The 13,690-nt window shown below is 55.4% G+C and carries 11 protein-coding genes and 1 pseudogene; 7 read left to right on the forward strand and 5 right to left on the reverse strand.

Going from position 1 to position 13,690, the window contains the following annotated elements:
- Positions 1–93: 93 nt before the first annotated feature.
- The 4 genes from AB1598_01625 to AB1598_01640 form a co-directional block, all read right to left on the reverse strand.
- The gene (locus tag AB1598_01625) at positions 94–1,449 is read right to left on the reverse strand and encodes a sigma-54 dependent transcriptional regulator (GenBank protein ID MEW6143694.1); all 1,356 of its coding nucleotides are present in this window, start codon (positions 1,447–1,449) and stop codon (positions 94–96) included.
- Positions 1,427–2,932, reverse strand: a complete 1,506-nt coding sequence (locus AB1598_01630; protein ID MEW6143695.1) for an ATP-binding protein — start codon at positions 2,930–2,932, stop codon at positions 1,427–1,429. Before AB1598_01630 ends, AB1598_01625 begins: the two co-directional genes overlap by 23 nt.
- Before the next feature lie 93 nt (positions 2,933–3,025).
- Positions 3,026–3,859, reverse strand: a complete 834-nt coding sequence (locus tag AB1598_01635; GenBank protein ID MEW6143696.1) for a prepilin peptidase — start codon at positions 3,857–3,859, stop codon at positions 3,026–3,028.
- Complete coding sequence (locus AB1598_01640; protein ID MEW6143697.1) at positions 3,852–6,002, reverse strand: CDC48 family AAA ATPase; 2,151 nt, start codon at positions 6,000–6,002, stop codon at positions 3,852–3,854. The genes AB1598_01635 and AB1598_01640 overlap by 8 nt, the downstream gene beginning before the upstream one ends.
- A 145-nt stretch (positions 6,003–6,147) precedes the next feature.
- Here AB1598_01640 and AB1598_01645 point away from each other — a divergent pair, with 145 nt between their 5' ends.
- The 4 genes from AB1598_01645 to AB1598_01660 all read left to right on the forward strand — a co-directional run bounded on the left by AB1598_01645 (position 6,148) and on the right by AB1598_01660 (position 10,780).
- Positions 6,148–7,233, forward strand: coding sequence for a DNA replication/repair protein RecF (locus AB1598_01645; protein MEW6143698.1), 1,086 nt, complete (start codon positions 6,148–6,150; stop codon positions 7,231–7,233).
- A 47-nt stretch (positions 7,234–7,280) separates the two neighbouring features.
- Positions 7,281–7,748 (forward strand): PaaI family thioesterase, encoded by a 468-nt coding sequence (locus AB1598_01650; GenBank protein MEW6143699.1) that lies wholly within the window; start codon positions 7,281–7,283, stop codon positions 7,746–7,748.
- 56 nt (positions 7,749–7,804) lie between these two features.
- On the forward strand, positions 7,805–8,662 hold the full coding sequence (locus AB1598_01655; GenBank protein MEW6143700.1) for a protein-disulfide reductase DsbD domain-containing protein: 858 nt from the start codon (positions 7,805–7,807) through the stop codon (positions 8,660–8,662).
- Positions 8,663–8,749: 87 nt separating this feature from the next.
- Complete coding sequence (locus AB1598_01660) at positions 8,750–10,780, forward strand: FAD-dependent oxidoreductase (GenBank protein MEW6143701.1); 2,031 nt, start codon at positions 8,750–8,752, stop codon at positions 10,778–10,780.
- A gap of 2 nt (positions 10,781–10,782) precedes the next feature.
- Here the strand turns inward: AB1598_01660 and AB1598_01665 are convergent.
- Positions 10,783–11,262, reverse strand: a pseudogene (locus AB1598_01665) (rubrerythrin).
- Between the two features lie 173 nt (positions 11,263–11,435).
- Here AB1598_01665 and AB1598_01670 point away from each other — a divergent pair.
- The 3 genes from AB1598_01670 (at position 11,436) to AB1598_01680 (ending at position 13,681) form a co-directional block, all read left to right on the forward strand.
- Positions 11,436–12,110 carry a hypothetical protein gene (locus AB1598_01670; protein ID MEW6143702.1) on the forward strand — a complete coding sequence of 225 codons (675 nt, stop codon included), beginning with the start codon at positions 11,436–11,438 and terminating at the stop codon, positions 12,108–12,110.
- A 63-nt stretch (positions 12,111–12,173) separates the two neighbouring features.
- Complete coding sequence (locus tag AB1598_01675) at positions 12,174–12,548, forward strand: glycine zipper domain-containing protein (GenBank protein ID MEW6143703.1); 375 nt, start codon at positions 12,174–12,176, stop codon at positions 12,546–12,548.
- A gap of 14 nt (positions 12,549–12,562) precedes the next feature.
- Complete coding sequence (locus tag AB1598_01680; protein ID MEW6143704.1) at positions 12,563–13,681, forward strand: universal stress protein; 1,119 nt, start codon at positions 12,563–12,565, stop codon at positions 13,679–13,681.
- The last annotated feature ends 9 nt before the right edge of the window (positions 13,682–13,690 follow it).

Raw genomic sequence — 13,690 nt, forward strand, 5'->3', positions numbered from 1 at the left:
AGGAGCGGCTTTCCTGAATCAAGCCAGTGCTGAACTTGATTCAGTGTTCAGGACGGCCAGCCGCGATTTGTGTTGAAATGACTGGATTCCAGATCAGTTTTCCTTCTGCTCCTTCAGCTTATAGAGGAGAGAGCGGCGGCTTATCCCCAGTATCTTAGCGGCCTTCGTGCGGTTGCCGCGGGCATCCGCTAGGGCCTTCTCGATGTACGACCTCTCGATCCTGTGCCTGGCTTCTTCGTAGGATAGCGTGTCGAACCAGGATTCGGGGCTCGGGCTTTTTTTCTGCTGAGCCTCGCCGAGCTCTATTTTCTGTATATATTCCGAGTCCGAGAGAATCATGGCCCTTTCTATTACGTTCTCGAGCTCTCTCACGTTGCCGGGCCAGTCATAATTCATTAAGACCGTCATCACTTCCGGTGCTGTGCCCGCGATCCGCCGTTTTAACCGTCCGTTGTATTTGGCGATGAAATGGCCGACGAGCGGGGGAATATCCTCCTTCCTCTCCCTCAGCGGAGGGATGGTGATCGGGAATACGCTCAGCCTGTAGTAGAGGTCGTTCCTGAACCTCCCGTCTTCCACATCCCGTACGAGGTCCCGGGAGGTGGCGGCGATCACCCTCGAGTCCGTCTTCATAAGCTTGGTGTCGCCGAGCCTCCTCATCTCTCCCTCCTGGAGGACCCGCAGCAGCTTCGACTGGAGCGATAACGGGAATTCTCCGATCTCGTCGAGGAACAGGGTCCCTCCGTGGGCCTCTTCAATCAACCCTCTCTTCGAGCTGTCGGCCCCGCTGAACGCCCCCTTCGCGTACCCGAAAAGCTCGCTCTCCATGAGCGTCTCGGGTATAGCGGCGCAGTTGACGGCGATAAACGGGCCTTCCTTCCAAGGGCCCCCGTTATGTATGGCCTTGGCTATGAGCTCCTTTCCCGTCCCGCTCTCACCCGAAATCAGGACGGTGGTCTTGAACTGACTCGCTTTTTCCGAGAGCTTTATGACCTCTTCCATCCGTTCGCTCTCGTAGACTATATCCCGGAACTCTCCCCGGGCTCCGATTTCCTTCTCGAGGTAGATATTTTTTAGCCTGAGGCGCTGTCTCTCTACCGCCATCCGCATCCTGAGGACAAGCTCTTCCGTGTTTATCGGCTTGTTTATATAATCGTCAGCCCCCTTTTTAATAGCCTCTATGGAGCTGTCCACAGTCCCGTAGGCGGAGATCATGATTATGACGGGTGAAAGGTCCCTCTCCCTCATCTCTTCCAGGAATTCCATACCCCCCATTCCGGGGAGCTTTATATCGCATATAATGAAGTCGAACCTGTTGCCCTCGTCGATAAGCGCAAGGCCGGACTTCGCGTTATCGACGCTCTCCGCTTCGTAACCCTCCATCTTGAATATCAGCGACAACGAATCCCGTATTCCCTTCTCGTCGTCAATTACCAAAATTTTCTGCATTCATGTAACCTCTCGCGGCAGGGAAAGTTATAGTGAACAGCGCCCCGCTCCCCTGGGCGCTCTCTACCTTGATCACGCCTTCGAACGCCTCCACTATCCTGGCCGAGACCGAGAGTCCGAGGCCTGTGCCGTGACCCGGGTCTTTCGTTGTAAAGAAGGGGTCGAATATCCTGTCGATTATATCTCCGGGTATTCCCTCGCCGTTGTCCCGCACCGATATCACCGCTCCGGTATCCCCTTCCCGCGACGTCGAGATAGCGATTTCCCCACGGCCGCGGAGTGCGTCACGGGAATTGAGCACGAGGTTGATTATTACCTGAGCGAGCTGCCCGGGGTCGGCGATTATCGCGGGCATGTCGCCTGACAGGTCGAGAGTGAGCGTGATATCCCTGAGCGCGCCCTGGCTCCTAAGTATCTCTGCTGTCTCCGAAATCACCGAGTTCACGTCTACGATCTGGGGCGAGCTTTTCCTCGGCCGCGAATAATCGAGAAGCGTCCTTATAATTCTGTCGACGCGGCTCACTTCTCTGAGTATATCGCCTACGATGCCGTCCCTTTTACCGTCGTCTATACCGGGCGCTCTCTTGAGCACTTCGGCATAGCCCTTTATCGCGGAGAGGGGGTTCCCTATCTCGTGTGCGATTCCCGCAGAAAGCTGTCCCAGAGAGGCCAGCTTCTCAGCCGCTATAAGCTCCTTCTGCGTCAACTTGAGCTCTGCGTTTATCTCCTCGAGCTCACTTATCTTGTCCCTGAGCCTCTTTTTTCCGTTCTCTATCTCGTCATACATCGCACGGAGCGAAGAGTAAAGCTGGTTGATTTCCTTCACCCTGCCGATATCGGCGGATTCCGGGAACCTGCCGGCGCCTATCTTCTCAGTCGTCTTTATGAGCTCGTGCACCGGCCCCACTATCCTCCTCGAAAGTATGTAGAAACCGAAGAGCGCGATAATAATCAGGAAAAGGATTATCCAGAGAGCGATGAGCCTCTGGCTCAAGACAAGGCTGTCCTCAAGAGACGAAAGCGGCTGGTAGATGAGGACCGTACCTCTCGTATTGCCCGGCATCCTTACCGGGGCTGCGACCTTGACCGCTTCATACGAAGATAATGGAGGGAAGTTAACGCCCTCGACCTCGGTCACCCTGCTCCCCGTCCTCATCGCTTCGAGTATCAGCGGGTCTCCGCTTCCTTCTCCGCTCTTTCCGCCGGTCGTGCTGGAATAGAATCTTTCGCCGTCCCCCGCAATAAGACCCCATCCGCCCGGATCGAGAGCGCCTTTCAGGAATTCCATTCCGCCCTCTATATCGTTGTTCCTGAGGTATGAGCCCTCGAGCGCCGTGATCATTATATCGACGCCGTCTATTTTCCCCTGGACGGCGTACCTCTCCGTCACCTTAAACGCGATCACGCCTATCAGGAACATGGCGACCGCAGTTATGAAGAGTATGTTGACGAGAATTTCCGCTCTGAGCCCTATCTGTCTCATTTTTCAGGCATACGGCACGAAGCCCCTTGGCACGGGAGGTGCGCAGCTGTCCCTTTATGCCTAAGTTTAGTTCTTTTTAGGCCGCCCGGGTAATTAATTTATGAGACTGAAGCCGCCCGTAAATACGTAAATTACGGCGGCGAGGGAAATGAAAGGGCCGAAGGGGAGGGCGTATTTAAGGTCTCCCTTCTTATAGAGGATTATGGAGAGCCCTGTAATCGTTCCGAGGAGTGAGCTCACGAGCATGACGAAAACGACGCCCTTCCAGCCGAGGAACGCCCCTATCATCGCGAGGAGCTTAACGTCCCCCATCCCCATCCCCTCCTGCTTCCTTACGGCGATGTAGAGAAAAGCGATCAGGAACAGGAGTCCACCGCCCGTGACGAGCCCGAATACGGAGTCGAGGAAGGGCACTTCGTTGAGAACCCCGAAAAAATTTTCGAGGCTCCAGCTGAACGCCCCCAGGAGATCCCTGCTCTTTCCCCAGTCAGTTACGAGCGCATTAAAGATTAATCCTACGACGGCGCCCGGTATAGTTATCGCGTTCGGGATTATCATGTGAGAGAGATCGATGAACGTGACTGCGATGAGAGAATACACTAGAAGCGCGTAGAATAAAGCATCGAGAGAGAGGCCGAATTTGTAGAATAGGCCCGTAAGGGTAATGCCCGAGATAAGCTCGACTATCGGATAACGGAGCGGTATACGCGAGCCGCAGTCGGCGCACTTCCCTCGGAGAATTATATAGCTGAGGATGGGGATATTGTTGTAGAACCTTATCCCCCTACCGCAGGACGTGCAGTGAGAGGGGGGGAATGCAATGGACTCCCCCCGAGGCAGCCTGTATATACAGACGTTCAAAAAGCTGCCGATTACGGATCCGAGTATGAATGAAAATACGTAAAGGAGTACCTCTCTTTCAGACACTCTCTTTTTCCGGGCGCATGTTGTTGGAATCTGCGTTCGCTATGGTCTTGCTCCTGAGCTCTGAAAGCGCCTCGTCGAAGTGCCCTTCCGTTATCTTTATTGCCTTTTTCCTGTTCCTCAGGTGCTCCCTGATGGCGATGATCGATGCCCTTTGGCAAAGTAGCTCTATATCGGCGCCCGAAAGCCCCGCGGTCTTGCGGGCGATTTCCCTGAGCATGGCTTCCTTCGCTATCGGCTTCCCGCGAGTGTGGATCTTGAGTATCTCGTGGAGCTCGTCCTCGTCGGGATAAGGGATATTGAATATGAGATCGAACCTGCCCGAGCGGAGTAACGCAGGGTCGACGATGTCTATCCTGTTCGTTGCTGCAAGTATGAGCACCTCTCTCAGGTCTTCGACGCCGTCCATCTCCGTGAGGAGCTGGCTCACTACCCTCTCGGATACGCGTGTCCCGTCTGACTCCCTCCTCGGGGGAGCCAGCGCGTCTATCTCGTCGAAGAAAACGATGCACGGGGCCACCTGTTTCGCCTTCTTGAACACGTCCCTCACGGCCTGCTCCGATTCCCCTACGTACTTGGACAGGAGCTCGGCCCCCTTCACGGAAATGAAGTTCGCCCCGCTCTGGTTGGCGAGCGCTTTCGCGAGGAGCGTCTTACCCGTCCCGGGAGGGCCGCAGAGGAGTATCCCCTTGGGCGCTTTCGTTTCCGTTATTTCGAAAAGGTCTTTATGTATTATCGGCCATATCACCGCCTCAACGAGCTTGTCCTTTATATCCTTTAGTCCTCCGATGTCGTCCCACGTGACCTCTGATATCTCGACGAAGATCTCCCTTATGGCCGACGGCTCCACTTCCTTGAGCGCTTCCATGAAATCGCCCATGCCCACCTTTATAGGCGCGAGGTTGCCGTTCTTGAACAGGAGCTCTTCTTCCCCGTCTTCGTAGTCGGGGAGTGTCTTCCTTAATGATTTCATCGCCGCCTCGCGGCAGAGGTTCTCTATGTCTGCCCCAACGAACCCGTGCGTGAGGTCGGCCAGGCGCTCGATGTCGATGTCGTCGTCAAGCGGCATGCCGCGTGTGTGGACTTCGAATATCTGCGCACGCCCGTTCCTGTCGGGCACTTCGAGCGCGACTTCCCTGTCGAACCTCCCGGGCCTCCTGAGCGCAGGGTCTATGGCAGAGGGCAGGTTCGTAGCACCGATGACCACGATATTTCCCCTGTGCTTGAGTCCGTCCATGAGCGAGAGGAGCTGGGATACAATTCTTTTTTCCACGTCGCCCGATACCTTGTCCCTCTTGGGCGCGATCGCGTCCAGCTCGTCGAGGAAGATTATCGACGGCTGGTTCCTCGCGGCTATCTCGAATATATCCCTGAGCCTGGCTTCGCTCTCGCCATAGAACTTGTGCATTATCTCGGGGCCGTTTATGACCTGGAAGTTGGCGTTTGTCTCGTGGGCTACGGCCTTGGCGAGGAGCGTCTTTCCGCTCCCGGGAGGACCTACAAGAAGGATTCCCCTCGGCGGGTCTATACCGAGCTTGTCGAAGAGCTGGGGGTACTTGAGAGGGATCTCGACGATCTCTCTCACCTTCGTTATCTGTTCTTTCAATCCCCCGATGTCCTGGAAGCTCACGCGGGAGCTGTCGAACTTTACCTTGGGCTTCCTTTTTATGTCCACCTTGGTCGTGGATCTTATCGTGGACGAATCGGACGGTATCACTCCTATGACCTGGAAGTCCTCGAGCCCCGAATTAGGCAGCTTGACCCGTATCTTGTCCCCCACCGTGATGGGGTAACCGTCGAGCCTGTCGAGGAGATACTTGTTTTCGTTCCCGTTGTAGAGTATGTCCATGTTCCTCGGCGCGAGAACCACCTTGGTGGCCGATTTGTTCTCGATCTTCTTGACGAATACGTGCTCGTCGAGCTCGACGCGCGCGTTTTCTCTGGTTACGCCGTCAATCTCTATTATCGATTTGTCGGTAAGGGACTTGTCGAGGGGCATGACGCGTACTATGGTTTTTCTTTTCCCGCCTATCTCTACGAGGTCCCACGGATCGACCCCGATCTCGCGCATATCCCCCGGATTAAGGCGGGCGAAGCCCTTGCCCGCGTCCTTCTTCGCCAACTCGCATATCTTGAGAGCTATCATGTGATGACCTATGAAGATAATACCGTTCACCCTTTTTAGGGTCAAGAAACATTTGGCAGCTGGAGATTCCGATTGAATAAACCTTTCTTCTTTATTATAATTTTTCTAACCTATATTCGACCAAGACTCCGTGATACTGAAATCCTTGACACTTAGAAACTTCAGGTCCTATGCGGCCGAAAATTTTTCTTTCCACGAGGGAATAAACCTTATATACGGGGACAACGCGCAGGGCAAGACAAACCTGCTCGAGGCCATACACCTGCTCCTGATGCAGAGACCATTCAAGCAGGTGAGGTTCGAGGAGCTCATCAGCTTCGGAGCCTCCGAATGCAGGATCAAGGGCGAGGTGGAATCGGAGGCGGGGATCGACGAGGTGCATGTTCTTCTGAACCGCGAGAAGAAAACCGTCACGCTCAACGGTAAGGTCGTGCACAAGCCGTCGAGGATACTGGGTAGGTATAACGTCGTATCCTTCCTCCCTTCTGACATCGAGCTCGTAAAGGGGAGCCCGCAGGGGAGACGCAGGTATCTGGACGCGCTCATCTGCACGCTCGAGCCCGCTCATCTCCGCGACCTCAAGCTCTACCACCGCTCGCTCCTCCAGAGAAACGCGGTCCTGGCTAAAGCGTCCGGCCTGACTCCGGGGATGCTCGAGGTGTGGGACGAGAAGCTCGCCGAAACCGGGAGCCTCGTCGTATCCAGGAGGCTCCGGTATATAGATAAGATAGTCCCTCACATGAGGCGCATATACAGGCTCACGTCCGGCGACGATGCGGATGTGGACATGCTTTACAGGAGCTCCGCCCTCATAACGGACGGCCTGGCAGAGGCGTTCAGAAGAGAGCTCGCTTCAAGGTTCGAAAGAGACAGGAGGCGGGGGCATACGACTTTCGGGCCTCACAGGGACGCTGTTGGGTTCACGATACGCGGTAAAGACACGTCCCTCTACGCGTCCCAGGGAGAGGCGAAGAACCTCGCGCTCGCGCTGAAGTCGTCCGAGATAGAGCTCGTGAGAGCATCGCTCGGCAAAACCCCGATCCTCCTCCTCGACGACGTTACGAGCGAACTCGACGAAAAGAGAAAGGGGTTTCTCTTCGGTCTCCTCGACGGGTTCCCTGGGCAGATATTCATCACTTCGACGAGCCTCGGGGAGATAAGACTTAAGGGTGAGATGAAGGCATTCCATATCAGGGCCGGAAGGGCGGAACAGAGGCAGGTAAAGCGGTGAGAGGCTTGCCGGTTAAAGAAAATTGATTTTCATTTGGAGGCTGCGTTATGAGCGGGAAAGCGTTTCAGGATTACTGGGAAAAGAACAAGTGCTGGGGTTGCGGCAGCGGGAACGAGCACGGCCTCCATCTGAAGAGCTTCTGGGAGGGCGACGAATCCGTTTCGGTCTTCCTGCCGTCTAGAAACCATAAGGCGGGCCCTGACGAGTATCTGAACGGCGGGATTATCGCCACGGTCATAGACTGTCATTCCATTTGCACTGCTATAGCGGACGCGTACAGGGTGGAAGGGAGGGAGCTAAACAGCGAGCCATTCATCTGGTACGTTACGGCTTCGATGAAGATCGATTATCACAAGCCTACTCCTATAGAAAAGCCCGTGACTCTCCGGGCGGGTGTGGAAAAGAGGGAAGGGAAAAAGACCGTCGTATCCTGCGGACTGTATTCGGACGGCGTCGAGTGCGCGCGCGGGGAAGTACTCGCCGTACGCGTATCGCCCGAGAAATGGTTTAAGTAGGATTTAAATAAGTACCGGGTGCGGGGTTTTCGCCGATTGAAACGAACGGGGAAAAAATGATAAGACTATTTCTAATACTTTTACTGATGTTTGCTGTAATTTCATTCGTCCGGACCGGGGTATCCGCAAACGAGCAGCCACAGCCTGTAAAGGCCCGTATACTGGCCGGCGTCTCCGCGGTCGCGCCCGGAGAACCGTTCGACGTTGCGGTGCTGCTGGAGGTGGAGCCTCACTGGCACGTATATTGGAAGAACCCCGGGGATTCCGGTCTCCCCACGTCCGTCGAATTCGCGCTCCCTCCAGGCTTTACTGCGTCCGGGCTCAGATGGCCTGTGCCTTCGGTATTCAAAGGATCGGGAGGTCTCACCGATTACGGATACGAAGACTCGCTCCTGCTCTCGGCCCGCGTCACGCCGCCCCGCGATCTCAAGCCCGGCTCGTCAGTCGATATCAAAGCGATGGTCTCGTGGGTCAGCTGCAGGGATATATGCATACCCGGCAGGGCCGAGCTGGTGCTTACGCTCCCCGTTTCAAAGAGCGCAGGGCGGGTAAATACCGAATTGTTCACCGAGTGGAACGCCCGCTTGCCCGTGAATTATTCGGGCCGGAAACCGCCATTCGATATAGAGCTTGAAACGGTCTCTAAAGGTGAGAACGAGTACTCGGTCGTAATACTCCTCGATCCAGAAGACGCGCTCGCCGGTGTCGGGCTATACCCCGCGCCAGGCAGTTCGTTTATTGTAGACGGTATTGCCGTCGGGAGCGGCGGGGGCGGTAAAACATCGATCTCCTTCGACGTAAAAGCCCTTCAGCCGCACGGCGCATCGCAGAATCAGATCGAGACCCTCGTCGTTTATAAGGACAAGAGCGGCAGTATATCGGGGTATGAATTCCCCGTGACGCTGTCCCGATAAAAAAAGTTAAACCGAAGAATATTTGCGGCCTTATCCTTAACGTAAAATTCATATCACACGGTTATTCTCAGCAGAGGGAGCGTATAGATGGTCAGGAAACAGATTATTATAATCGGCGGCGGATTCGCGGGCGTAAAATGCGCAAAGACGCTGCGTGCCAGTCTCTCGAGGGAAGAGGCGGATGTAATCCTGTTCAACGGTGAGAACTACATGGTTTTCCAGCCCCTGCTCGCCGAGGTCGTGGGAGCCTCGATAAGCCCTGAGCCCGTGGCGGTACCGCTCAGGCAGATGCTCCCCGGGGTTTACTGCAGGACCGAGGACGTGATACACATCGATGTTAACGATAATTACGTCGAGTTCCTTGGCGACCGCGGGCGGAAGGGGATGATGTATTACGACCACCTGGTGATAGCGTGCGGCTCGGATGTCAACCTGGGCCTCATACCGGGGATGGCGGATCACGCCTTTCCACTGAAGACCGTGGGCGATGCAGTAGCTCTCCGTTACCATGTCCTCCAGCAGATGGAGAACGCGGAGATCGCCGACAACGTCGACCTCCGGAAGTGGTACCTTTCGTTCGTTATCGTGGGGGGAGGGTTCAGCGGGGTGGAGGTAGCCGGGGAAATAAACGACCTCGTCAGGGAAACCCGAAAGTATTACAGAAATATCCCTAAAGAGGAGATAAAGGTCACGCTCATCCATTCGAGGGACCAGATCCTGCCCGAGGTCACTTCGGACCTCCGGGATTTCGCAAGGATAAAGATGGAGCAGGCGGGCGTGAAAGTGGTGCTGAACAAGCGCGTCTCTTACGTGACGCCCGAATGCGTCGGATTCTCAGACGGTGGAACTGTCGAGGGCGCTACCATCGTATGCACGGTCGGCAACGCCCCTTCCCCTATGGTCGAGAAACTCGATGCGCCAAAGGACAAGGGCAGGCTCCTCACCGAGCCCGATATGAGGGTGAGTGGGATGAAGAACGTGTGGGCGGTGGGGGACTGCGCGTTTATAATGAACGACTACGACAAGAAGCCGAGTCCTACGACGGGACAATTCGCTGAAAGGCAGGGGAGGCAGGCGGCGAACAACATAGTCAGGGTGCTTAAAGGTCAGGAGACCAGGCCCTTCAGGTTCAAGATGATCGGGCAGTTGTGCGCTATAGGCGGACACAACGCCGTTGCGGAGTTCCTGGGGCTCCATATCTCGGGCTTCCTGGCCTGGTTCTTATGGCGCTCCGTCTATTTGTTCAAGCTTCCGTCGCTCTCCCACCAGCTCAAGGTGGGGTTCGACTGGGCGTGGGAAATATTCTATTCACGTGACCTGGCGCACCCAAAAGGGGACAAGACTGAAAGGATATCCAGAGCCCATTTCCAGCCGGGAGATTATATCTTCAGGGAAGGGGATCCTTCGATGGGCTTCTACATCATAGAATCGGGTGAGGTCGAGGTAGTGAGGTCGGTGCCCGATAGCGGGAAGGAGACCGTGGTGGCCGTCCTCGGGCAGGGGGACTTCTTCGGCGAGATGGCGCTGCTAGAGAACAGGAACAGGAGCGCGAGCGTCCGGGCGAGGACGAACGTCGAGCTGACTATCATGGGCAGCAAGGTGTTCCAGCAGATATCGGGCACGCTTGCGCCTTTCAAGGAATTCCTCGCCGATGCCGTGAAAAGGAGGAGCGTGGATATATGGGAGCGGATCCCGGCCGCTTACAACATACTGCACGCCGAGCCGCTCGCCACTTTTGTCAAGCCATTTACAGACAGGCTTTCGCCCTCCGATACCTTTCAGACCGCGGTCAGGAAGCTGAGCGGGAGCGACCTCGAATTCTGCTGTGTCGCGGACGACTCGGGCAAGCTCCTTGGAATAGTCACTCGTACCGATATCTTCCAGGCCGTCGACGCCGGTGTGAGACCGGAAACGAACGTCTCCGCATTCATGAACAAGAACCCCGTCGTCGTGACCGCCGGGGATTCGAGCACCGTCGTCGCTGGGACCATGCGGGTGCGCGGGCTCAAGTGGGTACCCGTCGTTGAAGACCTGTCGTCTCTTCATGTAGAGGGTTATGTCAGGAGAGACGGTATGATAGGGTTCGTGCTCGAAAAGCTGAGCGTGATAGGAATCTGATTTCAGCTCTTTCCTATGAGTATGCCCGTCGCGAGGACTATGAGACCGCCCACTATTACCTGGAAAGCCGCCGATAGAAATGGCGTGTCCATATATCTCTTTCTTATATAAGCGATCGTTATAAGCTCGGCGCCGACCACGACGGATGCTGCTGCCAGAGCGGTTTCGAACCTGTCGATCAGGAAGGGGAGCGCGTGCCCAATCGCGCCCATGAACGTCATGAAGCCCTCGACCATACCCCGGAGCCACGGGCTCCCTCTCCCGCTTATCTTCCCGTCGTCCGAAAGGGCCTCAGAGAACGCCATGCTGATACCGGCACCCACGGCTGTTGCGAGACCTACGAGGAACGCGGTCCTGCTGTCCCTCGTAGCGAGCGCCGCTGCGAATAGGGGCGCGAGCGACGACACGGTACCGTCCATGAGCCCTGCCAACCCGGGCTGGACTACCTGTAGTATGAACCGCCTCCTTTCGTCGTCCCGCTCCGGGGCTTTGCCGGTTTCACTTAAATTTTCTGCTCCCATCCGCTTTATTATACATCTGTTTTTAATCAGATTTTTCCCATGTTCCGTAGGAGATGTATTGCTTGAATTGAAATATTTTTGGGGTTAGAATGGTTTTATAAAACCGGATAAAAGATAAATTCAGGGAGGTAGAGATGGGTAAAATCACACGGCTCGCGGCTTTTTTTCTGATTCTTCTTACAGGAGGACTCAATGTCGGCGCCGGCGAGGCGGACATAACGATCGCCGAGTTCCGCCAGATGTACGACAGTTTACTCGCGGGAAAAACGCTCGTCACGCAATCCAAGGAAGACGGGATGGATATAATTAAGGAAAGCAGGTTCGGCCAGCCGGTAGGTGTCGGGGACAGCGACTTCGAAGTTCCGATAGAGACCGTGATAACTAAATCGAAAGACGGGGCCCCGGTGGAGAGCATTACTATCAAAATAATCGACAGGGTCAACGACATAGGCGGTCAGCCCATTATCTACGAGGAGGCGAGGAGGATGTCTGTCGTGAGCGCGGGCGAAGAGGCCCAGGCGACGGAAGAAGTGGAATTCATCGGTCTTTTCCGCGCCTCCAAGAACGCAAAAGGCGGGTTCGATGTCCATAACTTCGGACTCATACCGTCCGTGGTGGTCGACGGGAATACGAACAAGATCGCGGGGTCGAATATCTCTTATTCATGCTACCCCGAAGGCGGCCTGACCAAATGTGTTTTGACGGTCAGGGACTACAAGCTCGGCAAATACACTCCGCTCGTCGGTTACAAGCTCAAGGACCCCATCGGTGGAGATTTCGTAGAAATTTCTCAGGAAATGAGGAAATAACGGTTATTATATTGGTAGTGGCCGGATAGATGAATTCGAAGAAATAACACGGAGGTTAAAGAGTTGAAAAAAATTGTGTTTCTTATAGCTGTGGTTGCGATCGTTGGGTGCCAGACTTATAACCCGGTCGTAGATCCTAGGAGCGTCGGAAATGACGACGCTTATTACAGGGACCAGGCGGAGTGCAGGGCCATAGCCCAGCAGGGGGCGCCCGGCTGGAAGAATACGGCTAAGGATACGGTCGTCGGCGGAGCGGTAGGCACCGGCACCGGCGCGCTCATCGGCACTATAGCGGGGAATACTGTAGCGGGGCTCGCATACGGCGCCGTAATAGGCGGACTTGCGGGAGGTGCCAAAGGGGTTTATGATTCGGAAAAGGGCTATGAACAGATATACAGGAACTGCATGATCGGAAGGGGCTATAACGTTCTTAACTGATTGCAATCGAGGGTATGGACGACCGTAAGATCGGGAGATTCCTGGAACTCTTCGACCTCGGCCGTAATTTCACGGACGAAGAGCTGAAGGCCGCTTACAGGGACTTGGTGCAGGTATGGCACCCGGATAAGTATTCCAATAGCGAGCGGTTGAGAATCCGAGCGGAATCCAAGATAAAGCTTATCAACGAGGCTTACGGGACTCTTGAGGAAATCCTCAGGAGAAAGGAAGTACGTTCGGACTCGCAAAGCGGTTCCGACGCCGCTTTTGCGCAGGGTCCGAATCCTAATATCTATTTCGGCAGCATATTCCACACGACCGACTTTTCCGAATTGAGCGACATCGCGTTTGCGCATGCTCTAAGGCTGGCGCTGTCATCGAACGCGAGGCTCGAGCTGTTCCATGTGCTGCCGACACACGGCAAGGACGTCATATCGGAATTCCCCAGGATAAGGGACACGCTCGTGCGCTGGAACATTATTTCGAAGGAGAATGCAGAGGACGACCTCCGCTCGCTCGGTTTCTCCTATTCAAAAGTGGTGGCAGTTCACAAGGACCCCGTGGCCTCGATACTCAATTACTTGAGGACTCATCCGTCTGAAGTAAACGTGCTCGCCGCCCACACGAGGTCGGGTCCAGGAAACCTTCTCCACAGGTCGGTCGCGGGAAAGGTCTCCCGCGATTCGGGCGGCTGGACGCTCTTCATAAAGGACAACGAGCGCGGTTTCGTGTCCTCGCAAGACGGAACTATAAGTCTCAGGAATATTCTCATACCTATTGACTCCGAGCCCGATCCTATGCTCGGCGTTTACGCCGCGTCGCGGCTCGCGCAGGTGTTTGGAAATAAAGCCTGCGTGTTCACTCTCTTATACGTCGGGGAGCCTGCGGATATGCCGGTCGTACGGCCACCCGGAAACGCCGGATGGGTGTGGAACACCGTAGCGCGCCGTGGGAGCATTGTGGAAAACATACTCGGCGTCGCGGATGAGGTCGCTGCCGACGTTATAGTTATGGGGACCAAGGGCAATCAGGGGTTTCTCGACGCCCTCAGGGGGAGCACTACCGAGCAGATACTCCGCAGGGGCCTGACCCCGCTGCTGACCGTGCCCGAGCGCCGTATACGGAAGAGATAATCAAACGTG

The sequence above is a fragment of the Thermodesulfobacteriota bacterium genome, from assembly GCA_040754335.1.
Classification (GTDB): Bacteria; Desulfobacterota_D; UBA1144; order Nemesobacterales; family UBA2774; genus 2-12-FULL-53-21.